A 26,851-nucleotide genomic window follows, 5' to 3' on the forward strand; every position below is an offset into this window, starting at 1 on the left:
AAACTCTCTGCCCTATTGCATTTGCTATCTATAGCCCAAAATGGTGTAACAATATCTTTTAACTATTACTCAAAACACATAATAAATAATGAGTTTGGATTTGAAATTTGAGAATCAACTAAAAAATGCAACCCCAGAGCGATTGCTGAAAATTATTCAATCAGACCAGGATGGAAGACTTGCTGACAACGGAGCCATTGTATGTAACACAGGAGAATTTACGGGAAGGTCGCCAAAAGATCGCTTTATTGTAAAAGATAATTTCACCAAGGACCAAGTTGATTGGGGAAAGGTTAATCAAGCGTTTGATCCTGAAAACTTTGAAAAGTTGTACATGCACATGAAGGACCATTTGCAGTCTAAAAGAGTTTATATACGCAATGCCTACGCCGGTGCTAGCAAAAAATATCAAATTAGCGTCAGATTCTATAATACTCTGGCATGGCATGATTTGTTTTGCATGAACATGTTCATTGATATTCCAAAAGATGAATCGCTGAACGGAAGTCCTGATTTGGAGGTGATTTGTGTTCCCGATTTTAAGGCAATTCCAGATATTCATGGAACCAACAGCGCCAATTTTTCGATTTTGAATATGAGCAAAAATATCCTACTTATAGGAGGCACAGGGTATTCTGGAGAAATAAAAAAAGGAGTCTTTTCTTATTTGAATTATAAACTACCGGTAGAACACAATGTACTGCCTATGCATTGCTCATCAAATGAGGGAAAGAATGGAGATTGCGCTTTGTTTTTTGGATTATCGGGAACTGGAAAAACAACATTATCTTCTCAGAAGAAAAGAGCGTTGATTGGAGACGATGAGCATGGCTGGTCCGATGATGGTATTTTCAATTTTGAGGGCGGATGTTATGCAAAGACTGCAGGTCTGAGCAAAGACAAAGAACCAGAAATTTTCGAAGCAATAGGATCAAGAGCTATTTTGGAAAATACACCGTTCTTCAATAAAAGCAATATAGTTGATTACGATGATACCTCAATTACTGAGAATACAAGGGTTTCATATCCTTTGACTAATCTTTCAAATGTAAAAATTCCTTCTGTTTCCAACGAAAGTCCAAATCACATTTTCTTTTTGACATGTGATGCTTCTGGGGTACTTCCTCCAATTTCGAAATTGAACTATGGTCAAGCCATGTATCATTTTTTATCTGGGTATACAGCCAAAATAGCTGGAACAGAACTGGGCATAACGGAGCCTAAGGCTGCTTTTTCTGCCTGTTTCGGCGAACCTTTTTTACCACTTTCTCCCATCAAATATGCACAAATGCTAGGGGATAGAATCAAACAAGCGGGAGCCAAAGTTTGGTTGGTAAATACAGGCTGGATAAAAGGAGCTTACGGCAAGGGGGAAAGAATAAGTTTAACATATACAAGGGCTTTAATATCTAATGCACTGACAGGTAGTTTAGAAATGGTTGCCTCGGCAACTGGTCCGTATTTTGGTACGGAAATACCATTAGAATGCCCTGGGGTTCCATCTGAAATTCTGCTTCCGGAAAAATGTTGGGATGATCAGGAGGCTTATAGAAAAAGTGCTGAGAAACTTGTGTCGGCATTTCATGAGAACTTTAATAGATATGAGTCGAGTTGTGATGAAGAAATAATTGCCGGTCAGCCGACGCTTCAGGCAGACTTTGTGAGTTAGCTATAAAATGAAAAGTAATAACAATGACAGTAACCAAAGTTAGAGATAAAAGATCGATATCCTACTCAAGAGTTTCAATTGCAGAACTCATGGTACCTTCTTACGCCAATTTTGGAGGTAAGGTCCATGGCGGCATCATATTGTCGCTCATGGATAAAGTGGCATATGCTTGTGCAAGCAAACATGCGGGAACCTACTGTGTTACTGTTTCCGTTGATGCGGTCAATTTTCATGAACCAGCTGAGTTAGGAGACTTAGTTACATTGCATGCTTCCGTGAACTATGTGAAAAAAACATCTCTTGTGATCGGCATTAAAGTCATTGCAGAAAATCTAAAGACAGGGATAGAAAAACATACCAACAGTAGCTTTTTTACTATGGTTGCCAAGGGAGAGAAAGATGAGGCTGTGGAGGTACCTGAGTTGGTGCTTGAAACTGTTGACGACGTTCGAAGATTTGTAAATGTGATAAAGAAGCGAAAGTTGAAATCAAATTTTGTGGAAATGGTTCAAATTTCCAGAGACAATTTTGCTTTTCATGATGACCTGAACCTTTTAAAAGGTGAAAGTTGTCATGTTGTGTTTGAGTGATTATTGAATAGTATGAAAGGATGTATGTATGGCATCCTTTTATTATTTCCCATGGCGATTGAAGCTGCAATTGGCATGGATAAACTTGCTTGCTGCGTGGCACACTTCACTGTGCATGACCAACCATATACCTATGGTGCTTGTTATACTAGCTGAGAGTTTGAAGGCACCTTAATTTTTTCATTAACCTAAAGTAGATAAAAGATGAAAAGGTATTTTGCGTATATGAGTTTGGTTTGTACAATGTGCCATTGTAGCAGTAACAGTTCAACTATTAGCAATGATAATTTAGCTGATAACACCACATTAAAGATTAAATTGAATAGAGAGGGTGGGTATTTAGCCAATCAAGCTAATAGTGATTCGGTAGTCCAAATTCGTAATTCTGCTGGAAGACTTATAAAGTCAGGGCAACCATATCGGATCGGTGGAAAGGTTATTCAAAAGGGAGAAGATTTCCGGATATTTCCCTCGACAAAACCGAAGGTGATCAGCAAGATCAATACTGTGCATAGAATTGTAGAGACACCAATTGTTAAAGAAGTTGACCGGTTATCTCTAAGAGTTTTAAATCAGAGTAGAGCAAATTCATCATTTGAATTGACTAACTCATCGGGCAGTCGCATTCAAACTGGAATACCTATTGAAAGTAAAGGAAAGCGAGCGAAACTCCATGAGCCAGAAACTATTGTTGCACTTGCCCCTCGCTATAAGGATGCTGCCACCAGTAACATACAGTATCTCGATATGGAGCAAGGAATGATATCCTCAGATGTGCGAGCCATAATGGAGGATTCAAGAGGAAATTTATGGTTCGGGACTTGGGATGGTGTTAGCAAGTATGATGGAGCAACTTTTGCTCATTATAATACAAAGCATGGGTTGAAGGGTAATAAAGTATTTTCAATATTAGAAGACAAAAAGGGTAACATTTGGTTCGGAATTAGTGGAGGTGGCATATGTAAATATGATGGGGAGGCTTTTACTTATTATACAGAAGAGCAAGGATTAAGTAGTAATAATGTCAGAACAATCATCGAGGACAAACGGGGAAACATCTGGATAGGTACGGAGGATGCCGGAGTGAGCCGATTCGATGGAGAGCATTTCACCCATTTTACCACAAAAGAAGGATTATCGGATTTGTATATCTGGTCTATATTAGAAGATCGTGCTGGTAACCTTTGGTTCGGAACGAATCGTGGAGGAGTGTGCCGTTATGATGGGAAGTATTTTACCCATTTCACTTCTGCGGATGGATTAAGTGATAGTACCGTACGCTCCATTTTCGAAGATTCGGCAGGAAATCTATGGTTCGGTACTTTCAGAGGTGGTGTGAACAAATATGATGGCAAAAAGTTTACTCACTACACTACAAATGAAGGCTTGAGCAGCAATAGCGTTTTGTCAATTCTTGAGGATAGCAGAAGAAATCTATGGTTTGGAACTTATGACGGAGGAGTAAATTTGTTCGATGGTAATAGTTTCACCCGATTGACTACTAAGGAGGGCTTAAATGGTAATGCAGTACGCTCCATTTTTGAGGATAAGAGCGGAAAGCTATGGTTTGGGACATGGTCTGGAGGTGTGGGTCTTTACGATCACAATAGTTTTACACATTTTACAGAGAAAGAAGGATTAAGTGGTCAAAAAGTTCGATCTATTCTTGAAGATCGAGATGGAAACCTTTGGTTTGGAACTACCCGACGGGGAATTACCAAGTTCACCGGAACGGAATTTGTTCATTACTCACAAAAGGATGGATTGGCAGGAAATAAGGTAATGTCCATATTGCAAGATAAACACGGAGACCTATGGTTTGGTACCTGGGGACATGGCGTTAGCAAGTTTGATGGACGAACCTTTACTAATTTTACAACAAATCAAGGTTTGAGCGGCAACATCGTGTTGTCAATTCAGGAGGATCGAAGGGGTAATCTTTGGTTTGGTACTTGGGACAATGGCGTAAGCAAATTTGATGGTAGCAATTTCGCACATTATAATGAAAAAAATGGACTTAGTGACAATAGAGTAAATACGCTTTGTTTTGACAAGAAAGGTATGTTATGGATTGGCAGTGAATCTGGTGGTCTGAGTCGATTTGATGGTTCGAGCATAACTCATTTAACAGAAAAAGAAGGACTTAATGATAACTCGGTCAAATCCATCCTTGAAGACAAAAAAGGTAATATTTGGATAGGCACCAAAAATGGTGTTTGTTTATTTGATGGTGAAACTTTTGAGTACTATACAGAGCATCAGGGGTTACCCAACAATTCTATTGTTTCAATTGTTGAGGATCATAGCGGAGCCATCTGGCTAGGTACTGAAAATGGGCTGGCACGTCTTACGTCGGAAACTAACTCAGATTCTCAATATAAGGCATTTAGTTATACAAGACAGGAAGGCTTGGAAGGAGTTCTCTTTAGTGAAAACAGTGCTTATGTTGATAGTAAAAACCGGATTTGGTGGGGGACTAACAAAAGTTTAACAACACTAGACATAAGTCAATTTAGTGCGTCAGATCTGTCAGCAACGGTTAACTTGAAACGGATTGATATTAACGAACAGCTCATTGATTATCGGCAATTTGAAGGACAGAATAAAAGCATTAATTTTTCGTCTGTTCAAAATTTTTACAACTATCCTCAAGATTTGGAAGTGTCGTTTGACAATAACCATCTTACGTTTCATTTTTCGGCAAGCGATTGGGAGATTCCCTCCAAATTAAAATATAGTTATATGATAGAAGGCCTCAACTCCACTTGGAGTACACCTTCAACCGACAACAAGGCCGATTATAGAAATCTCCCGCATGGAAATTTTAAATTCAAAATTAAGGCGATGGGATATTCTCAGAAATGGGGTGATGTATTTGAGTACAATTTTGTTGTTCACCCTCCATGGTGGGCCACCTTGTGGTTTAGAGTTTCTGCAGCTCTAGCAATTATTACGATTGCTTTTTCGTTATACAAAATGAGGGTCAATCTGCTAAAAAAAGAACAAAAAAGATTGGAGCTGAAAATTCAAGATGCAACAAGAGACATTCAAAAGCAGAATGACGAACTGCTTGAGCAGAGTAGACACCTAGAAGCTGCTATTGAGGACACAAATTATGTAATCGGGGAAGCAGTGGAATCTGGTAATTTCAGCGCTCGAATCGATGTAGAGTCCAAAACGGGAGAATGGAAGGCTTTGGGTGCTTCGATTAATCAATTGTTTGAATCGGTAGTGACTCCTTTTGGAGTCATCAATAAAATAGTAACTGCTATGGCTGAAGGTGACCTCACACTGAGATATGAAGACGAGGCCAAGGGCGATGTTAGAGTATTGGCTAATAATTTGAATATTGCATTGGATAGCTTGTCCGATTTGTTAGAAGATATTACCGGCCGAGTAGATACTATAGATCAGTCAGCACAGGAAATGATGCTGACTAGTCAGGAAATGTCTATTAGTACTGGGGAAATAGCAACAACTATTTCAGAAATGAGCTCTGGAGCTCAGAATCAGGTTATTAATATTGACACCTCATCGAATTATATAGAAGGAGTATCAGAGTTTTCACGAGTAATGGGAGGTCAGGCTGAGACTATCAACGAGACTGCAAGTATGGGTGTTGAAAAAAGTAAGTCGGGTTTGGCTTTAGTTCAGGACTTGGAGGGTCGAATGCAAGAAATTCTGACAACCTCTAAAATGACTGATGAGTCAACGGTTGCTTTGAAACAAAAGGCAAATGAAATTAGTCGTGTGTTGAGAATAATTAAAGAAATAGCCACACAAACTAATATGCTTGCTTTGAATGCAGCTATTGAGGCGGCCCAAGCTGGAGAGGCTGGTCGTGGCTTTGCTGTTGTAGCTGAGGAAATACGAAAGTTGGCCGAGAGTTCCAAAAGCTCAGCAAAGGAGATTGACTTGCTTATTGGAGACGTACAAAAGCACACGCACTCCACAGCTAGCCTAATCAGTGAAATGAATGTTAGCATAGAAGGAGGGGATGAATCGTCTAGAAAAGCCTCGACTGCTTTTGAGGAAATTTCTAATTCTTATGCAGAAACTCTTGATCTTTCAAAACAAATCCTGAATGCAACGATTCAGCAAACCGGAGATATTGGAAATATTGTATCCTCTATCAACGGAGTGGTTGTAATCGCTGAACAAACTGCAGCAGGAACAGAACAAGTGGCAAGTTCGTCCGCAGAACTGTCTAGTGGAATGGATCAGTACACCCAAAGGACGGAACAGGTATCGACTATTGTGGAGGATTTGAGAAGGAAGGTGAATAAGTTCAAATTGAGGGGAGGTATGAAAACTATTAATGGGGTGAATAATGAAAAACCCTTGATAAAGGAAGTTATGCGTATTTGATGACCACTTACAAACATTTCAATAAGAGAGGCAATTTAAAGGGAATATTATTTGCCTTCAAATTTAGCCTCTCGTCGCTCTAGGAAAGACGTTAATCCCTCTTTTGCATCTTTCGTCCGCATAAGATCGTGGAGCGTAGGCATCAGTTGTAGTTCAGCACTTTCTTGTCCTTTCAGAATAGCCGTTCTGGCATTACTGAATGTAGCCTGTACAGCCAATGGTGCTTGCAGAGCAATTCGCTCTGCCAATTGTGCGGCTTCGGTTATTGGAGTAGTACTTACTTGTTGTACCAGGCCGATTCTAAGTGCCTCCTCGACGTTGAATAAGTCTCCAGATAGCAGATACTTCATTGCATTGCCCCAACCACAGCGCTGGTGAAACCGTATGGTAGCACCTCCAAAAGGGAAAATGCCTCTTTTTACTTCTATCTGACCAAATTTTGTATCAACTCCTGCAATGCAAATATCATTGGCTAATATCATTTCAATACCAATAGTCAGGCAAGTACCCTGCACGGCAACCACTACTGGTTTGGTTCTTTTTTTGTCAAAAATCTGCAAAGGGTCAATTTTTCCTTTTTCAAAGAGATTAGCACCTCGTTGGATATGCTTGGATACATCGGCTAAATCCAACCCTGCGGTGAAGTGAGTGCCATTGGCATAGAGAAGGCCACAGCGGATGTTAGGATCGGCTTCCAATTTGGTATATGCTGCAGATAATTTCTGAAGCATAGAGTAAGTGAAAGCATTCATCTTCTCAACACGATTCAGAATGATGTGCAGTACATGGTTTTTGATTTCGGTACAAATAATGGAGTTACTCATATTCCAAATTAACCTAATCAAATCATATTCCGAAGCTCTTTCGACTTTTGTGCAATTTGAGTGAACGCTTCAATTTTCAACATTCGGTGCTTAAGAATACTATCAACAAAATTTATTTTAGAATTAAGAAAAGACAATAGACTACGTGATCAAGAGGGTTAAGCCTCATAGAGTATAACGATTTTCCACTCGGACAGCCTTTTGCTCTCACTTTGAAAGATCTTCAGCAAGACGAGTTCTATTCCTGTTTCTGCATTGTGATACTTACAGCAACAATAAAACATAGAGCACAGAAAAAAATTAATATTAAGTGTTGACCTAAATCAATAAATGACATTAAATAGAAAAGAAGTAGAATGCTCCATCAGTCTTAGACGTGGATTGATGTGATTGACCAATAAATATCTTGTGTATTCTTACCTCTTCTACCTGACTGATAGAAGATTTAATGAATAATTAAATCTGAAGAATCAGGACTAATTTATATGTTTTTAAACTATTAACCTTATTAGAATAATGAAGAAATATTTACTACCTACACAACCGGAGAAAAAATTTTTAGTTGTCAAAAACATCTTTTAACATTGCGGAATTCTTAGCAAAGTGAGCAGTAAAGTCCCACCTGTAACTGCCTTAATTCTGAGCTTGGTCTTAGCTGATCATGCATAGCGATTTGTTAAGCATCTGCAACTGAGCAGACTAAATGAATATAAATAGCCATAAGTACTACTTTTTACTAAAATCATTACCTAATCATGTCCTCACGGTTGGTTAGACTCGCCTTATTCTCAATAATATATGCAAGCTGAAAAAAATATTTTCCAGTCGGAATTTTACGGAAAAAAACTTTTGGTTTCAATCTGGCTCATGATAAGCCTCTCTATGGGCTTCAATACGGCTAAAGGACAGACCATTTTTGTTGACCAACAAGTTTCTCAGCCGGGGAACGGAACCAGTTGGGCACAGGCCTATGTGTCTTTGGACGAGGCCCTGGTCAATGCCACAGAGGGCCAAGAGATTTGGGTGAGATATGGTAGGTATATCCTAGGTGAAGGGAGTTTTGGCATGTATTCAATAGCTGCTGGAGTGCGGTTGTATGGCGGATTTCAAGGCACTGAGGTCTCAATTGATGAGCGAATGAACTTTGATGAGTCGGGTGAAAATGAAACTATAGTCATCGGGCATTTAAATTTTGAACCGAGTGAAGTACTTACTAACGTCATTGATGGCTTTAGTATTTTCACAGACAAAAATTTTAGCGCCATTGCTGCCTTGCGTAATTCTACACTGCAGATTACAGGGGAAATACCGATACCAGGGATATTTTTTGTTGACGCTGAGTTGCAATTAGATGGTGACGGGTTGACCTGGGGAACTGCTTTTAACAATCTGCTATCAGCTGCAGCTGCTGCAGATGATGAGGACCAGATTTGGGTAAAAAAGGGGGTTTATTATGCTAATCAAAATTTAGTCTCGCCTCAATCAGGTGGTGAGTCGATCTCATTACAATCTGGTATTGAGCTATATGGAGGGTTTTCGGGAAATGAATCAAATGCCAACGACAGGACAGACTTCGGTGAAGGAGGATCAAATGAAACCATTCTTGATGGCTCACTATTCGATGTACCGCCCGAACTGTCTAAAACATTGATGGTCATAGTTGGATCTACCAATGAGACAGTAATAGATGGAATTTCATTCGTTATGGGGAGAGATGTAAATACTTCTGGAGCCATAGTTGGAAATAAGTTGAGCATTTCTAATTGTTATTTCTACAATAATTATGGAAAATTTGGCGGAGCCATTTCAGGATCAGGTAATATAGTCAACTGCATATTTGAAGAAAATGAAGCCAGTACTCAAGGAGGAGCAATAAGTGGTACTGATCTATTGATTGAAGATTCTAATTTTGTTGATAATAACTCAATTGTTGGAGGTGTAGTTAATCTAGAAAATTCGACCGCAGTAAACAGTTCTTTTAGTCAAAATCAGTCAAATACAGGATCATTCGTATGGGCATCTAATACCACCTTTGATGGCTGCAATTTCTATAATAATCAAGGAAAAATGTCAATAGGAGAAGGAAGCTCAGTATTGAACAGTCAGATTTACGGGAACATTATAAGCATAGTATTGGAGTCTTCTGAAATATATGACACAGACATCTACGATAATGAGGATTTTAATTTAGCAGTTGCATCAGGCGGCGTTTTGCGACATTGTTCTGTTAACAACAATGCGTCTCAAGGACCGGACGATGCGGCAATTACTATTTTGGAGGGAGGACTTGTATCGAAGAGCAAAATATTTGAGAATACTGTTGGTGGAGGAGTATCTATCAGCGGCAATGGGACGATAGAATACTCCTTTCTTTATGACAACGTGAACAGCGTTTCAACCAATCCAAATAATTTAACGGCCAATGAAGGGATGGGTCTTGCTGATCATGTTACGGTGTTTAATACAAACCCCAATCTGAGTGCGGAGAACCACATAAAGATAACTGCGGGGGCTATCATTTCTAATAGTCTACTTCTATTTGCCTACTCAAGTTTGGATATTTCCATACCATCCTCCTCATACAATGGGGCATTCGATAATATTGGAGATAATACACTTATACTCGATTTAGATAATTTTAGTGAAACAGGTGCTCAGGTGGTCTTCGACACTCTGTTACTGCCTGATTCTCCGTGCATTGGAGCGGCACAAGATGAAAGTAACATTGGTGCCTATCAGGGTTCGGGAAGTGGATTATCTAAAACTTTCTTTCCTATCAAAAGTGGGAATTGGGAAGATGGGGAAATTTGGAATTATGGAATAGCTCCTCTTGAACAGTTTGATGTCGTGATATCTGGATATTCTGTCCAGCTTAATTCTGAAACCTTATGTAATTCTGTCCTAATTGAGCAATCAGGAGATTCTCAGGTAGGCGAACTTTTTGTTAATAAGGGAGGGTATCTCATGGTAAATGAATTCCTGGAAGTGGCTGAGCAACCTGTTGGTACTGGAGAGATGAACAATTTATTTATTTCACCAGGGGGTAAAGTGGAGATAGTAGAAGGTGCTAATTAGTATAAATAAAATGAAACCTCGATCAATTTACATGGACTTGATTATTAAAAAAATTATTATGAATCCGAAGGTGATTAGAACATCCACGTTTTTATTACTACTAATTCTTACAAGCAGCGGTGTTTCAAATTTATTTGGACAAACTCCGGATTCCACTATTTATCAGGTTGAAATTATTGATGAATTGGAGAAAACAACTGCTTACGCCGATCTCTATTATGAAAATATAGAACAACTGGACAGCCTTGTAGTATTTCAATTAAACGAAGACCAGTTTATAGCAGAGTACAAGGAGCATCATTATCGAGATTTAACATATTGGAACACTTATGAGTTTTTGAACCGTAATTTTGAACTTGGCACGACCGTTTTATGGGATTCAGTAGCAAAGCACAATAAACACTATGATGTTAATGAGAAGCTGCTCCTTGACGAGAGTTATCAATACGATTTTGATCATTCAATATGGGCAGGAATCTCCAAAATTGCCAATGAATATTCTGCTGAAGGACAGCAAGAGTCCTATATTGAATATGCGTGGGATACATTGTCCTTAGACTGGTTTCAACTCAAAGGATGGCACATTCAGAATCATTCAGAATTAGGGGCTGAATATAAGGATACTACCACTGTTACATCCAGAATTATTTCAGGCGAGCTTACAAAAACGGATAGTGTTTTTAAAAGATATGATCTTTCTGATCGATTGGTAGAACAAACCAAATTGATAAGAGAAGCTGACGAGTCCTCAGCTGACTTCGGCAAATGGATATATGTTTCACGAGTAGTAAATATCTATAATGCCAACTCTGTAGTTGAGGAGTATTTCATTGGTAATGATTTTGAGTGGCTTAAGCAAAAGAGAACAGAGTCAGTGTATGAGGGTGAGAATTTGGTAGAATATAGAGAATATAAAGGTACAGCTGATGAAGGGTCTGATGAGTGGTTTGAGATTGTGTATAATAGCTATGATTATTCGATTGCCAACACTATCATAGAACGATTATTTGCCTATGACCCTTCTGTTGGAGAGTTAAGGGGCATTAAAAAATCGCTTGAGGAATTTGACGACCAAGGTCGAATAGCCCATTTGACAGTTTATGGTCTTCAGGAAGAATCTTATGGGCCTAACAATGATAGTTCTTGGAAAAATGTTGAACAAATGGAGTACTCCTATAGGAGTGAGGTTGTAGATGTTGATCTAACAAACTACTACTATGAGGTGCTTGAATATGAAGTCTATTATGAGAACGGAGAATTTCGAGAGAAAAAAAGAACAGAATATTTGATGGCAGAATCTGGCAAAATTGATGACCAAGAAAATGCCGTTGTCAAGTTAGAGGTAAAAGAATATAAGGGAGTCGAACTCGTAGATCAGGGAGAGCAAGGCTGGCTGACGATAGTGGACAATACACTTTGATTAACCCCGATTAAAAGTAGCATCATGAATAAAATAACAACCATATTATCTATATCCGCCTTCATTGTTCAGTTGGGAATTATTGGCTTTTTGGTCAGACAAGATTCGAAAGAAAAACTGGTATACATTAATTCAGCTCAGCTCCTTAATGAGTACAAGGGCATGCAGAAGGCAAGACAGGCATTCCAAATAAAAAGCAAAAAATGGCAGAGCAACATTGACTCTTTGGTGAGTGATATTGAAAACCTGATCGTAATTCATGAAAAAAGGATGCCGGCTATGACTAAAAAGGAAGTAGTAGCCTCAAAAGCCGGCATTGAAGCAAAGCAGAGGGAGCTGATGAAATACCAAGAGGCTATTCGTAACAATGCTGCGGCGGAGGACGAAAAAATGACACAAAATGTCCTGAACGAGGTGAATGATTTTTTGGTGGAATTTGGTAAGGCCAATGACTATAAAATCATTCTCTCTGCAACAAGCGCGGGAAACATTGTTTATGCCGAAGAGAGCCTGGACATTACATCGCAAGTAATTGATGCACTTAATTTACAATACCTGGGACAGTGAGAATAACCATAATCTTCGCCATACATCTACTCTTTTTGTCGGCATGTGCTGATAAACCCCTCATTCTTGAGGATTGGAGAGCCTATCTTCAGGACGAGGAGAATGGACTGCGTAAAAATAAAGAGTGGGGAGGCCTTGAGTTGACCCTTGAATACCGACCGACTGATGCTTTAGTATGGCAAGAATATGGTTTTTCGGATCGAATTGAAAATAAAAAAATGTGGGATAGCCTGTCAGCTAAGTATGAAGATCAAGTCTATTTCAACTTGTCCATTGCCAGTAATAACAATGACTTATTGACTGCCCTGGGGTCACAGGACCCACGGTACTACGAAGTTTTGCAGGGTCTGTCTTTTAAAATGGAAGAATATACCGGAATTATTACTTCTTGCCGCGATACCATTACAACACTGCAAGCAAACTTTTTTAGAAATTTTGATAGCACGAGCACTGACATTTTGCTCGTCTTTGAAAATCAACATTTATTGGCTTGTAACGAATTTGACATATGGGTTAAAAATTTAGGACTGAATATGCCAATTCAAAAATTCACCTTCAATAGCAATGACTTGCGAAGAACACCAAGACTTCTGATAAAAACAAAAGAATAGAATCATTCACATATGCAAAAATTATTTCTCCATCGGAAAAAAATAGCCTGCTTCTTTATCTTGACTATTGTAGCTCAGATCGGTATTCCGACATTTGTTCAAGCTTCTTCAGGGTCTGGTGTAAGTGCTTCTACAGCTGGTCCAACTGCTCCTGAAGCCACTAGTTTCGAACCTGTTGATGCAAGTGATATGGTGAATCTCCTCACGGGTGATCTGGCCTATACAATTCCCTTGTTAAACGTACCAGGTCCAGCCGGAAATTATCCTATGGCGCTTTCTTACCATGCCGGAATAAAAGTGCGTCAAGAGCCTTCCTGGGTCGGATTAGGATGGAACATCTCCCCTGGAGCGATCAATAGAAAAGTCAATGGCATTGCGGATGACATGAATGGAGATCCTGACGTCCATGAAAATTACTGGGAAGGCGGAGAAACCACATCAAGGAGCTTCGGAATTACTATTGGGTTTGCCGTAGGTCCCGGTTCCGTTGGAATCACGGCGGGTATTCAAATTGCAGATGATACGTATAAAGGCAGAAGTGTGGGTGGTTACATTGGGCCCACTGCCAGTATAAGTGCAGGAAGTTTTAGTATTGGAGGGAGTGCAGTGGTAGGCATAAGTCCTTATGGCGGTGCTTACGCATCAGCTGGTCTAAGTGCTGGTTATGGTGTAGCGATTGGAGAATCTGGTCTGTTTGCTGCTGGAAACCTCGGAATATCAACCAGTACCAATAATGGTACCAGTGCTGGAGCGGGTGTAGGTATTGGTATAGCCAAGGGAAACCCAAACGACCAAAGTAGATTAAAGAGCAACAACCTTTCATTACTTGGAGCAGATATATCAACCGATCATGTGGGAGTTCAAGCAAGCGCTGGGGGAGGCAGGACCTCATCCACTTCTGCTCAAGCCAATCATGTGAGTACAAGTTCAAGTAGTTCCTCATTTTCGATTCCGGTATACTATGGTATATCCATTTCGTTTGGTAAATCAAGTACAAGGTACTGGATAGACGAAAAGAACGATGTCAATCTCTATGGTTCTCTTTTTCAAAAAAATAACCATCCTACTATTTCTTATGAGAAAGATTTTGAGGCAGACGTTTATGAGTTATTTGCCCTGTCTGATGATTTGGATGATGACTCACATGGTATGTTTAGTGAGGACGATTCACCTGTAAAACAACTAGGGGGAACCTTTCCAGATTATGATAATTATAGTGTAGCCACGCAAGGTCTGGGAGGAGCATTTCAACCTTATATGGTTCAGCACGCACTTCTGAGACCCATGAAACACGGGGAACGAATCGTCACCAACTGGGTTTCAACCGAGGATCGAAACAAGGTAGGGTTCAGGTTTATCGGAGACTTTTCTAATAGCATGATCAGAAAGCAGGTTCCGTCCTTTTTGGATCCTATGACGAAATTTCCTCCAAGCCCTGACTGCCCATGTCTTTATCCTCTGGAAGATGGGTTAATTATTTCAGAATGGACAGGCAAGAATAAGGCAACTACCGAATTCTATGATTACCGAGCTGAAGGATATAACGAGGAGACCAATCAAGTAGCTGGGTCTAAGCATATTGAGTATTATACCAATGCCGAAATAATGGACCTGGGCAATCAGGTAGTTTCTGGAGATGCTATAAATAGGAGCCCACTACCAGATAATCAAGTGGGTGGATTTGAAATTACCAATAGTAATGGGATCACTTATCATTTTATGTTGCCTGTTTACTCTAAAGGGGAACAAATTCATTCGGTCAATTTAGAAATAGAAGGTGATAATAAATATGATGTTTATAAGGCACCATATGCCTATACCTGGTTGCTGACTGCCATAACCGGCCCCGACTATGTAGAAAGAGGAGGAGATGGACTCGACGAGAAAGATTTTGGTTATTGGGTGGCTTTTGATTACAATAAATGGAGATCTGAAAGCTGGAGAAGCCCGGAAGAAGGATACAATGAGGATATAGAGCCGGGCATTAAATTTTACACGCAAGGTACAAGTGAGCGATACTATCTGGATAAAGTAACGACAGCATCACATACCGCTCTATTTGCGAAGTCATCCCGGATTTTTGATCCAAAAGATAAGGCACAATTGGATGCCATCTACCTGATGGATAACCTTACTCTCGAAAATGTCAACGATGCTTTTTATACAGATAAAAAAATGTTTAGCCCAAGATATAGACTAAAAAATGTAGATCCGGAACTCCTAAAAGCACTTGAAAAAAACGCGTTAAAGACATATGAATTTACTTATGGAGCTTTTGATGGAAACGATCGACGGTTGAGATTGGATCAACTCTTGAGCAAAGGGCTAGGTGGAGCTGACATCATACCTCCAACAATTTTTAAATACAAAGAACTGAATGATGACATTCCTAAAGGCTCACGTAGGGCTTACAATTCAGAAGCCTACGACTCATGGCAAATGTACAAATCTGACTATGAAGATGAGTATGATAACCCGAATATTGGTCGTCTAACGTCTATTGAGTCTGCTGAAGACGTGGACATGTGGTCATTAGACAAGATCATCAGTACCACAGGACAAGTCATTAAAATAGGCTATGAATCAGATGTTTACAGTAAAGTTGATTTACATCAAAACTTTTATAAGCTAAAAGATATTAACACTATTCCTGAAGATAATAATGCTGTAAACGCAATCATCGAAAGCTCTGGCAATACTCAAGTTTTGGAATACCTGAAGAAAGGTGCAATTGCAGAATTCAACATTTTGGGCAAAGTTAACTTAATTACCAATCTTCCCTTCACTGGCTCATTGGCCTATAAAGAATCTTATGTACTATTCAAATTCCAGGGATATGAAGAAGGTGGTGTAATAAAAGCAATTCCTGTTTCGGCGGCGAGAACCCTGAATGACGAAACCTTGAAAATCTATTCCCAAGATTTGATCAGCTTGATGGAATTCAAGGATGGCAAAACCGAAGAAACTTTTGGAGCAGGAATAGCGAACATACCCACGTTTATTACTGATGCACTTGCCGAATATGACAACTATGAATTGGTATCGAGTTCACCTCTCTTTCCGGATCCACCGCCAAATTTAAATTCAATCAAACACTTAAAGATCGAATTCACCCTAGGCATGTTCAAATTGGACCTGACGCCAATTCCTAAAAATGGCAGTGATCAAATGGTAAGTATGGATAAGTTCGGTGGTGGTGTACGAGTACAACAAGTTATCAACCAGAATCCGGTTACAGGCTTTGAAAAAGTAACGGAATATGACTATACACACCCATATCGTGTGGACTTTAATGATAAAAATTTAAGCTCAGGTACATTGTTGCATGAGGAGGGAGCCATGTACCCTTTCACATCTAAAGAGCTGGTGGATTTGGACGATGATGTTCGGGCCCGCTTCCTGAACTCAATTACGAAATCATATGCCAAGGTGTTAAAAAATGCCAGGCTATTGCCTGCACCTGAAGTTTTATATGAATACGTGACGAAGAAGGCATATGTAAGACCTGCCGGAGGAGCTAAAAAATATCTTCCAAATTATGCTACCTACAATTTTCAGATGTACGATGAGCGTATGCTGAACCATGAGATTGGAGCAGTGGATACCGAAGAATGGGATACTAGAAACCCACCTGTTTTCGGCTATGCTTCGGTTCGACAATATGAGGTGCAGAAAAACGAAGTAACCGTAAGTTCGATGCTGTCGCAAATGGGTGTCTTGAAATCTATTACTAGCTATGAGATGCCGACTAGTTCAATTTCCACTGGTGCTGTCGATCCCATAAACCATACTCCGATTTCAAAAAGTATATATAACTACCTGCATGAGGATGAATCTTTGGCTGGTTTTGAAGGGAAGTCGTACATAGATCAATACAAAGGTCTGGTAGTGAGTGACTACGAGGGGCAAGGCATTGTGAATGAGACTTTTGGAAGCTCCAGAAGTGTCATGCATCAGGAGTTCGTAGGCAGTGATTCTAGAGGAATTTTTCAGCGTGGTGAAAACTACTATAAGTCCCTATATCTAAACAATATAGGGATGCTGGATGAATATCCTGTGATCCAAACTGGAGAGACGCACATCAATTATCGAACTGGTTCCATGAAGCAAATGAAAAATAATGCATTTGATTTCTATTCAGGAGATGTCATTGCAACTGAGACTAAGGATGGAAATGGAAGAACAATCCTGATTGAATCTGATCCGGCCTACTGGTACTATGGTGGCATGGGACTAAAGATCAACGGAGGCAAAAATATGCTCACTCAACCTGCCGCGCAGATATCTTACTTGGTCAACCCAGGCGAAGATCAAGTGCTAGAAGCTTCCATTACGACCTGGGATGATGAGTTTGATGCGTTACACCTAGACAAGTCAGATGGAATTAATGGATTGGTCACCAAGATTGACCCCTTACATGGCCAGCAACCCAGCACGCATGGAATATGGAGGAAAAAAGCAACCTATACTTATTTAGGCGATTTGCAGCAGGAAACCACCGCATTTGGAACACCGCTGAGCCAGTTTCTGGCCGACATGACTACTCTTGTTGGTAATGATAACAATTGGTATGATGAGGAGATGCTTGTTGATGAAACAAGTCCATGGCAGAAAAATGGAGAAATCACACTATACGATGTGAATTCTCATGCGCTAGAAGCTAAAAATGAAGTTTCTGGCACCTATGTTTCAACAAAAATGACGGCTGATCAGATCAGGGTCTTAAGTGTTACCAACAATAGTCAATACGAAGAAAGTGCATATTCTGGAGGAGAAGAGATGCACAAATATGAAACAACAGATATCAATGGGGTAGCGCTGGGTGATGGGAAAATTGTAGATGACGTACTTTTCAGTCATTCTGGCAACTGTTTCGTGCAGACTTTTGACGGAGACGAAACATTCTTATACTCCTTCACCGTGCCCGAACAACCAGGTGGTTTAGGTGAATCGCGGTACAAAGCAATGGTTTGGTGCTATGTGCCACAAGCTGCTGAAGTCAACTACGAACAAATAAAGTTGATAGCCGAAGTAGCAGGTGGGACACATGAGGCCACACTAAATACCACGATCAAAACTTACGGAAGCTGGCAACCCATAGAGCTGGTCTTTGATGCAGAGGTCGGAGAAATAGTTACGGTCAAGTGCGTTAATCAAACGGGTTCAGCCTGGGCGGTGAAATTTGATGATTTCAGATTACAACCATTCGCCTCACAGATGGTGGCTTATGTGTACGACCAGACTACAGGGCGACTAACTTATACCCTGGATAATAATAATTTTTATACACAATACAAGTACGACCCGATGGGTAGACTATCAGATATTGTGAAGGAAATCAATGGACCTGTACCGCGGTATGAATCGAGTTACAGGTATTGGAATAAATTCTCTCAAAACAAAAAATAATGATCAATCGGATGAAAAAGGCGATAATATTTATCTTTTTGTTCTATGCCCAGTACACTGCTTCCATGGCTCAAACAGCTCCTTATTATGGACAGCCAGGCAACGGGGTGTCAATACTATACATCAACCCAGGAGAATCGAGCAAAATAGTGCCGATCAATCAGCTGAGGTTTATTAAGTTCCGACTGTACAATGAGACCGGATCGGATGCATTCGCCCCACACGACAATCCGCCTGAGATTATTGCCCACCCAAATGGAGCCAATGAGGTTACAGTTACTAGTTATTACAAAGAGAATTGCTACGACGATTACGAACCCGAGGAAACCTATGATCATTGGACGGCGTGGCCACATGGTGGGACAAGGTTTTTAACTGACGCCAGACTATCCTTGTTTAGAGCGAAAGGAACGTTCTATGAAGAACTGGATACCTATAGCTATAGTCCTAAAAGTCGACTTTTCAGGTTTTATCATACAGCTAATACCGGCAACTATTATGATGAGCCTTTAGACGGTAGTAAAGTGCTAGATCATACCATTATGCCTAATCTAAACAATATTTTCAACAGCGATATGAGCGGTTCATTTCATGTTGAGGATTTTTACAGAACTCAGGCAGGTTTTAAAAATCCAATACCAAAGGATTTGGCCAATGGCATAGAACTCAATGGAGGTTGGAGATCATATCTGGATGATCCGCTTCTATACGGCACAAGTGATCTCAGTTGTGATGATGCCTTCCGATCCTATGATCTCGGCTATCTCCACAAAATGGAAGTTAAGGAGTATATGGTGCCCGTTACTATTTCCTTGACGAAGGAATACCCTTCTCTTTGGATGGGAGAGCTCATGCACCCCAACTTCAATTTCAATGAACACTCAGCTAGATTAAACGACATATTTAGTAGTCATGTAACAAAATATTGGGTATCTAAACCTTTTTACGATTTTGACATGCACGATGAAGCCAATAACATAGATAGGGTTCCGGGGTCTATACCTTTTTTTCATGGAGGCACGCATGTTCCTGAAGATCTAACCACCTTCTACGGCAACGTATTGGAATTTTATCGATTGGAAGAGCGAGAATTGCCGTTTGACTGTGAACTTGGAGCTCCTGGAATTGTGCTAGATCAAAATTTGAATAGCACAGACACAGACTTGAGTATCTGGGTCATGGCCAATACGTCCAAGATCAACGATAAGAACTATGTAGCCTTGTATTCGCATGTTTTGTGTAGAGAGCAGGATAAGTTCAGCAGCCAATTCCAACCAGAGGTAAGTATAGTCAATGGAAAACTGGTATTTAATAATTTGAACATTGGTGGTTATTTAAAGTTCGAGATGGGAGATGATGACATCATTTATAAAGCCACATTGCCCGAAGAATATGTGATTGATGTGGCTGGAGAACCATCTTATGATGATGAAACCGGTAAGGTGACTGCAGTTACGTATGAATCCGAATCCACAATTTTCAGAGAAGACGTGATACAAAGATATAATGTTGGACAACAGGACTGGTTTACCGTAGAGGCCTGGCTCAACACACTTACTAATGGTGCCCAAATTCCAAGTGATGAATCTTTGGAAGAAGGATTGCATAGGTATTCCTACAGTACATTAGGATGCGGTGGCAATATGGTAGAGTTGGGACCTAAATACTTCTTCTCGAGCAATACACGCGCCATCGTTATAGATCCTGCGAATAATCAGGAAATATATGTGGAACCCAATAATGTGACGTTCAATATCAATTCAGCAGAGACTACTAAACTTCACTTTTACACACCCGACTATATTACACAAGTAGACACTGATATTACTTTCGATAGTGAAATATTAACAGGTGGGGGGAGCAATCGCAATTGGATAACGGTAACACGACCGATTCCTGAAGGTCTCACCATAGATGGCTTTTTTGATTACGACGGACTCGGAGAACTAAGAGTCAACGAGGCAGATGTTACCTATGGCAAGTTGTATAAGTACGTGATTGATATTGAAAATCTTACGTTCAACACGCCATCATTCCAGTTTAGATTAGGTAATAACAAGACTTATACCATAAACTTCTTAGAGTATACGGCACCGGCTAGTAATGAATTCCAACCCATTCAGGACATTCTGGATCATCTTAAACTTACTATCAACTACAAAGAGGACGCGATCCGGTTTGATGAAAGCCCAAGTGAGGACGTATCTGTAGTCAAAACCATTTTTAACATTGAGGATGAAGAAGCTCGTACTTCTGGTTATGCAAGTGTCGATTTGAACCTACTTGGACTTTCCAACTCAGAAGTGCGTAGGCTAAAGCCTGAGGATATTGTGATTGAGGCTATTGAGAAAGAAGGAGTTGGCACTATTTCCGAAGTAAAAATAGAATACGATCATTCTTACTTGAGTCATCTCAAGTTAAAGTTTAAGGTCGATGGGTTTTCAGGCCTCTATACTTATGCCTTTGTGAACTTTACCTATGATCACGATCCGGCGGACTTATCCGTGCCAACTGTCGTAGAAAAGCCATTAATACTTAATGATCACTTTTTTAATCATGACATCGTCGGACAGAAGATTCAGGTTAATACCACACAGCCCATCATTGTTCTACCCGGAATTCGATTTGAAAAAGGCTCGGTTCTAGTTGTCAACGAAATCACGAACGACATCTTTTATGAAGGATTGGAATATGTTGAAAACCTGAATACCGTAAGGTCAATCGCTCGAGATGATTATGGACAGATACGACAAGACAGCAAGGCATATTTTGAAGAGTCAGGAGAACTTCTACAAACTCAAACCAAAAACTTTGATCATCATTTGGTGCTGGCCTCTGAGGTAATCAAAGATGAATTTGGTCGCCCTGTAGGGCAAACACTCCCCGCGCCAGTCAGATATGGACATCGAGACGTGCCAGAGGAAGTACTAGAAAGTGCCACCTATGACAATGAGGATGCTGAAGTGATTCCGGGATTCGATACCTTCTTTGAATACGCCCCTACCTTTGTGGATAGGAATAAGCTGAATGCCACTGATTTTGCTGGGAACAAATTGTTCAATCCAGACGCCTATGTAGACACAAGGTCACCAGTGACTGACGCTACGGCTGAAAGCAGTCTGATCAATGGATATTTAGGTTGGTACTACTCTTCAGCCAATGCAGGAAGCAGCCATGAATTGGGCGAGGATCATGTACCACAAACGCAGTATCCATATTCACGAACAATCTATTATGACGACGCTTCCGGGGAGACTTTGACACAAGTGCCGGCAGGAGATTATGTTTGGAAGGATAAGAATGGTTCGAAGAGAAACAACAGCAACCAACTGACCTATGCACAACAAAATTATGTAAACCATAGTGAAGACTATGAGTCGGCACCCCTTCCGGCAAATGGTGGCTACAGCGATGGAGCTTTCACCGAGGGAACCAAATCACCGATCATGGGACTCCGAGGTCAAAAAGAACCTATTCTGGATCAAGGTCAGGACCATACTTTGATGACTAAATATCTTCAAGTAAGAAATAGTGTCTTTGCCGGTGATAATCTCAACACCCAGTATGCACTGCATGGGGGTAGTTTTAGCTACAACCGAAATGGTTACAAGAGACGAGCTTACGATTACAAAGGCAATCAAAATATCGCATATTTTGATGCTAATGATAACCTTTTGGTAAGCCGTCAAATATATATTGAACCCCTGCAATTGGGTGGTGGAGCAAGCACCAGTGAGATAACTACTTTCACTGTCTATGACAATGCCAATCGTCTGCGAGTGGCCTTTACGCCAAAAGGGACCGCTGACCTATTGAGCTCTGCAGCTACAGCGAGCACGGCAGAACAAACTACGTACAACTATAACAGTCGCGGATGGCTCCTGAGCATGGAAGAACCTGACGCAGGTACTTCCAGATATATATACCGTAGAGATGGTTTGATTCGCTTCTCCCAAAATGCCAAGCAATTGGAGAATGGACAGTTTTCCTATACGAATTATGATCATCTGAACAGGCCCATTGAATCGGGCGTGGCCAACTACAGTGCCTATGGTGTCTCTGGTTTTACAGACGCCGCATTGATCTTTGCGGCCAATGATAGAACTGACGGCTATTCCGAACAAGCCAATGACCCGGACAGATTTGATATGCTTAGGACCTATTATGATACTGAGTACACTCATTTCTATGAAGGGGATATTTCTACTATTGAGGTCGGAGGAGACTTGGGTGGAGGTGAAGGCGGCGGCGATGGCGACGTAATCCTCTATATCAATGGAGAAGAAGCCGATGACCTCACCGAAGCATTGATGGCTATCCCTTTGTTTTTGGAGCATCAGTCCTTTTTGGGTGGAGCCGTTTCCTGGTCGGAGACGTTCGAGAGCAATACCGACGAAGAATTACCCAATAGTCGTACCGTTTACAGTTATGATGAGCGAGGACGGGTGGCCTGGTTGAGCCAATATGTTCCGGATCTTGGTATGAAGCGCATTCGATACATCTACGGGCCAATGGACAATATCATCGAAGTGGCTTATCAACCTGGTCTGGACGTTGAAGACAAATTCTTTCATACCTATGAGTACAACAACAACGGGCAGTTGGCCAGAGCCTATGCTTCAGAGATCCCATTACTCAACTATCGTTATCTTAAAATTGATGAGTGGCGAAAAGATGAATACTTGTTTAAGCATCTGATTGCAGAGTATGACTATTACAAACATGGACCACTCAAGTCCGTAAAATTAGGAGGGTTGGCCTCGGAAGGCTCTGAAAACCCCGGAGATGAGGTATATCTTCAGCAGTTGGATTATGTGTATTCAATTACCGGAGGGCTCAAGAGTATAAACGACATCACGGATGCTACACAACAAGGTGCACTGGATGACGCGTTTGCCATGCAGCTTCAGTATTTCAATGGAGACTACCTGAATGCCAATGACAACATAGGTGCCTTCAGCAAAGGTACCGCCAGTGGAGGAACGCAAACTGCGGATATGGCCAACCTGGACCTGGAAACTGACTACACTGGCAATATCAAGGCCATGGTTTGGGCGCACAATTTAGATGGAGAAAGCACCTTTGACAATGCGCAGGCATTTATGTACAACTATGATGAAATGGGGCAGTTGCGTCAGGCAGTATTTGGCAACCTTGACGGCACCAACATCGACCATGCAGGCTCATTTGGTGTTCGAAACCTGACCTATGACCTGAATGGCAATATCAAAACACTTAGACGTGAAGATATTGATGGTGCTGTGCTGGAGTCAGATATGGGAGGACCAAGCCTTACGCATGATTTTGATTATAAATATGAAGCCAGCGGCCCAAATCAATTGTCACAGGTGGTTATGTCGGGAGGTGACATTTTTCAGGAAAATGAATACAATAGCATTGGGCAACTCACAGATCAAATTCAACTGGGAACCAGTTATAGTATGGCTTATGATGTGACTGGAAAAATGAAATCCTTCACCAATCAGGATGAAGATATGTCGACCTACTTTACCTATAACACGCTAGGATTTAGAGACCGCAAGCTTCAGGAGATGTATGGAGAGTTGGTTGGTGAATATTATGTTCGGGACGCGGCCGGAAATATTATGACTACTTACAAAAGAGAATCTGAATATGACCCACCAGAACTTCAAGGATTTACACTTTATGGAGCCAATCGAGTAGGTGAGTTCAATTGGGATGAGGGCTTGGCCAAATTCGAAATCAAAGACCACTTGGGCAACGTAAGGGGACTGATATCAAAACCGGAAACTGAGGAGCAACCCTCCACTGCGTCTATTCAGATATTGAACCCAACTGGGGGAGATATAGATAACAATGTGACTCGCGTTGGAGCACAATCGTGTAAGGAAGTAATCCTGAGAAGAGAGAATGATTATACCGTGCATGATGGAGATGAAAGTCACTCTTATCGATACTACTGGCAGGACCATGAGGATGGTGAAGCGCTGCTGGTAAAGGACGAATTTTTTAGGGCCACAAGGAGCGATACGTGGTACTTACGTCTACGCATCACGGACAACAATTTACCAATAGGTCATGTAGACAAGCACCAATGGCATCCGGTTTCTACAAGAGTAATTGTAACACTAGGCGACTGCAATGCCCTCCCTTCTGAGGAGTTGGCACTGGATGAGTCTTTGGATTACTATCCTTTCGGAATGACGCTGCCCACAAGCCCGACCAATGGCTACACCAGAGGTTACCAGGCAGAGTTTTCAGAAAAAGATGAGGAGACTGGGTTTAATCATTTTCAGCTAAGGGACTATGAAGCCATATTGGGTAGGTGGATGGTGATTGACCCATATAGACAATACGCTTCACCTTATATTGGAATGGGTAATAATCCTGTAATTGGTATAGATCCCGATGGTGGTGAATGCAAAGGCTGTCCAGATGATCCTAGATATGATTTTTATAGGCAATCTAGTGCAAGTTGGGGCTATGATCCAGATTTAGTATATGACATGACAACAAGTGATGGGTTGGGTGTTTTTCAAAGACTTGATGAAGTTGTTGTTTCGACTTCAGCTCTATTGAATACAATTCCAATCGGGCTTGCTTACGAATATAAAGGATTTAATGACTTCATGAATTTCTGGGGAAGACAAATTCATGAAAAAAACCTTGAAAATCATTGGCAGGAAAAATTGGTACGAACTATCCACAATTATGGACCTTCATCGGCTGTTGAATCAGGTTACATTATTATCGAAGGGGAAGATTTTAATGGGAATGAAAAGAAGGATGCTTGGGATAGAGTCGTTGCACCAACGATTGATATTGTTACAACTCCTTTGCCGGGCGGTAAAGGTGTAAGAGCTACAAAACTCTACAAAGGATTGGAAATATATGATGGAGTCTCTGACAGTAATGAAGCTCTGGATATTTGGACAGATAAATCCATATATCAACGTATGATAGAGCTGTATCGATTACACTTTAATTGAGATTGATTTGCAATGAATAAAAAAACAACAATATCAGATTTGGGCTATAATATATACGCCATATTGATTGTCTCGATGTTACTATTGAATTTAATCTCGGTCTTAGGTGCTGAAATTTCTTTCTACCATGATCTTTTAAATTTTTTTGATTCAAGCAATGAGGTAGAGATAATAGTGTGGCGCACTACATTATTTTGTCACTTGACTCTAATCGTGTTCCCATTCAGAGAGACATTAACTTATTTTCACAGAACCTTGGTCTTTTTGAGTTTTTCAATTTCAAGCTTTGTGGTAATATCATATTTAAACTACGAATCTGGAGAACAAGAATTTGCTTTTTTATTTACTCATTCAATAACACTTATCCTGTTGCTTCTTAATTGGGGGTTAAACAAACTTTGTTTTGATAATAGTGGAAGGCTTTGTGACCTAGTTTTTATCAGTGACCATGAAGGTAAGAATGTGTACGATCTAATATTTACGATTTTAATTTTGATTGTTGGTATTATCGTATTTTCAGCAGGCGCCGACTTACCCAAAAATCCGTGATTAAAAGATACTCAATTGAGTGAAGGAGTACGAAATTTGGAATAAGTAAAAAAATTGAAAGTTGCGTGAATTGAGAGTAAATGAAAGAAACGAACTTGATTGTAGCCGTTGCACAACAATTGTGCAAAAATGAGAACATAACCCTGAACCTCTGGTAAAGGGTAAATGAGAATTAGAATGAATAATAAACCGTCAACCATGACAAGATTAATATTAGTATTTGCCCTTTTAGCGAGTTTGCCATTGGCTTCTTTTAGCCAGGAGTGCGTAGTGACCGGACACACGGCCACACCTTTTGTGGACCAAACAAATGGCACCGCTTCGGCTAATTTAAGTTGGGACGGCCTGGCTACCGGAGAAGAATATCAACTGCAATATTCCACTGCAGGATTGACAACAGTGACACTTAATGCACTTACTTCGACCTCGGTAATGATCGAAAATTTACAGGCCAATGCTAGCTATAGCTGGCGCGTGCGACCTAAGTGCAACGGTGTCTGGGAATCCTGGCCATCGTCTTGGGATGGTAATTTCACCACTCCAGATGCGGCAAGTTGTTTGGTCACAGGTCATACTTCATCACCTTTTGTAGATCAAACGACAGGGACGGCTTCTGCCAACTTAAGCTGGGATGACCTGGCTATTGGTGAAGAGTATCAATTGCAATATTCAACTGTAGGATTGACCACGGTGACACTTAATGCGATTACCTCTACTCCAGTTTTGATTGAAAACTTACAAGCCAATGCTACTTATAGCTGGCGCGTAGTTCCTAAATGTAACGGTGCATGGTCTCAA

At 40.6% G+C, this 26,851-nt stretch carries 11 protein-coding genes; 10 read left to right on the forward strand and 1 reads right to left on the reverse strand.

Going from position 1 to position 26,851, the window contains the following annotated elements:
* Window positions 1–88 precede the first annotated feature (88 nt).
* The 3 genes from pckA (at window position 89) to ABJD64_RS22405 (ending at window position 6,627) form a co-directional block, all read left to right on the forward strand.
* Entirely contained in the window at window positions 89–1,669 is a 1,581-nt protein-coding gene (gene pckA, locus ABJD64_RS22395; RefSeq protein WP_348181600.1) for a phosphoenolpyruvate carboxykinase (ATP), read from the forward strand.
* A gap of 23 nt (window positions 1,670–1,692) precedes the next feature.
* The gene (locus tag ABJD64_RS22400) at window positions 1,693–2,259 is read left to right on the forward strand and encodes an acyl-CoA thioesterase (protein WP_348181601.1); all 567 of its coding nucleotides are present in this window, start codon (window positions 1,693–1,695) and stop codon (window positions 2,257–2,259) included.
* A gap of 204 nt (window positions 2,260–2,463) precedes the next feature.
* Window positions 2,464–6,627, forward strand: a complete 4,164-nt coding sequence (locus ABJD64_RS22405; RefSeq protein ID WP_348181602.1) for a two-component regulator propeller domain-containing protein — start codon at window positions 2,464–2,466, stop codon at window positions 6,625–6,627.
* Window positions 6,628–6,674: 47 nt separating this feature from the next.
* Here ABJD64_RS22405 and ABJD64_RS22410 read toward each other — a convergent pair whose 3' ends face one another.
* Window positions 6,675–7,451 (reverse strand): crotonase/enoyl-CoA hydratase family protein, encoded by a 777-nt coding sequence (locus tag ABJD64_RS22410; protein WP_348181603.1) that lies wholly within the window; start codon window positions 7,449–7,451, stop codon window positions 6,675–6,677.
* An 867-nt stretch (window positions 7,452–8,318) separates the two neighbouring features.
* On the opposite strand from ABJD64_RS22410, the gene ABJD64_RS22415 reads away from it, so the two are divergent.
* The 7 genes from ABJD64_RS22415 to ABJD64_RS22445 form a co-directional block, all read left to right on the forward strand.
* The gene (locus ABJD64_RS22415; RefSeq protein ID WP_348181604.1) at window positions 8,319–10,526 is read left to right on the forward strand and encodes a hypothetical protein; all 2,208 of its coding nucleotides are present in this window, start codon (window positions 8,319–8,321) and stop codon (window positions 10,524–10,526) included.
* 58 nt (window positions 10,527–10,584) lie between these two features.
* On the forward strand, window positions 10,585–11,946 hold the full coding sequence (locus tag ABJD64_RS22420; RefSeq protein ID WP_348181605.1) for a hypothetical protein: 1,362 nt from the start codon (window positions 10,585–10,587) through the stop codon (window positions 11,944–11,946).
* A 24-nt stretch (window positions 11,947–11,970) separates the two neighbouring features.
* Entirely contained in the window at window positions 11,971–12,513 is a 543-nt protein-coding gene (locus ABJD64_RS22425; RefSeq protein WP_348181606.1) for an OmpH family outer membrane protein, read from the forward strand.
* Window positions 12,510–13,124, forward strand: coding sequence for a hypothetical protein (locus ABJD64_RS22430; RefSeq protein WP_348181607.1), 615 nt, complete (start codon window positions 12,510–12,512; stop codon window positions 13,122–13,124). The genes ABJD64_RS22425 and ABJD64_RS22430 overlap by 4 nt, the downstream gene beginning before the upstream one ends.
* Window positions 13,125–13,136: 12 nt before the next feature.
* A complete protein-coding gene (locus ABJD64_RS22435) occupies window positions 13,137–18,533 on the forward strand; it encodes a hypothetical protein (protein ID WP_348181608.1) in 5,397 nt (1,798 codons plus the stop codon).
* An 11-nt stretch (window positions 18,534–18,544) separates the two neighbouring features.
* A complete protein-coding gene (locus ABJD64_RS22440) occupies window positions 18,545–25,504 on the forward strand; it encodes an RHS repeat-associated core domain-containing protein (RefSeq protein ID WP_348181609.1) in 6,960 nt (2,319 codons plus the stop codon).
* 747 nt (window positions 25,505–26,251) lie between these two features.
* Window positions 26,252–26,851 (forward strand): hypothetical protein (locus ABJD64_RS22445; RefSeq protein WP_348181610.1); only part of this gene is annotated, 600 nt, incomplete at its 3' end.

The sequence above is a fragment of the Reichenbachiella sp. genome, from assembly GCF_039944555.1.
GTDB lineage: Bacteria > Bacteroidota > Bacteroidia > Cytophagales > Cyclobacteriaceae > Reichenbachiella.

What these genes read in the sequence shown, in the direction of transcription:
- pckA (WP_348181600.1), top strand. Translation starts at nt 89, where the DNA reads ATGAGTTTGGATTTGAAATTTGAGAATCAACTAAAAAATGCAACCCCA.
- ABJD64_RS22400 (WP_348181601.1), top strand. Translation starts at nt 1,693, where the DNA reads ATGACAGTAACCAAAGTTAGAGATAAAAGATCGATATCCTACTCAAGA.
- ABJD64_RS22405 (WP_348181602.1), top strand. Translation starts at nt 2,464, where the DNA reads ATGAAAAGGTATTTTGCGTATATGAGTTTGGTTTGTACAATGTGCCAT.
- ABJD64_RS22410 (WP_348181603.1), bottom strand. Translation starts at nt 7,451, where the DNA reads ATGAGTAACTCCATTATTTGTACCGAAATCAAAAACCATGTACTGCAC.
- ABJD64_RS22415 (WP_348181604.1), top strand. Translation starts at nt 8,319, where the DNA reads ATGATAAGCCTCTCTATGGGCTTCAATACGGCTAAAGGACAGACCATT.
- ABJD64_RS22420 (WP_348181605.1), top strand. Translation starts at nt 10,585, where the DNA reads ATGAATCCGAAGGTGATTAGAACATCCACGTTTTTATTACTACTAATT.
- ABJD64_RS22425 (WP_348181606.1), top strand. Translation starts at nt 11,971, where the DNA reads ATGAATAAAATAACAACCATATTATCTATATCCGCCTTCATTGTTCAG.
- ABJD64_RS22435 (WP_348181608.1), top strand. Translation starts at nt 13,137, where the DNA reads ATGCAAAAATTATTTCTCCATCGGAAAAAAATAGCCTGCTTCTTTATC.
- ABJD64_RS22440 (WP_348181609.1), top strand. Translation starts at nt 18,545, where the DNA reads ATGAAAAAGGCGATAATATTTATCTTTTTGTTCTATGCCCAGTACACT.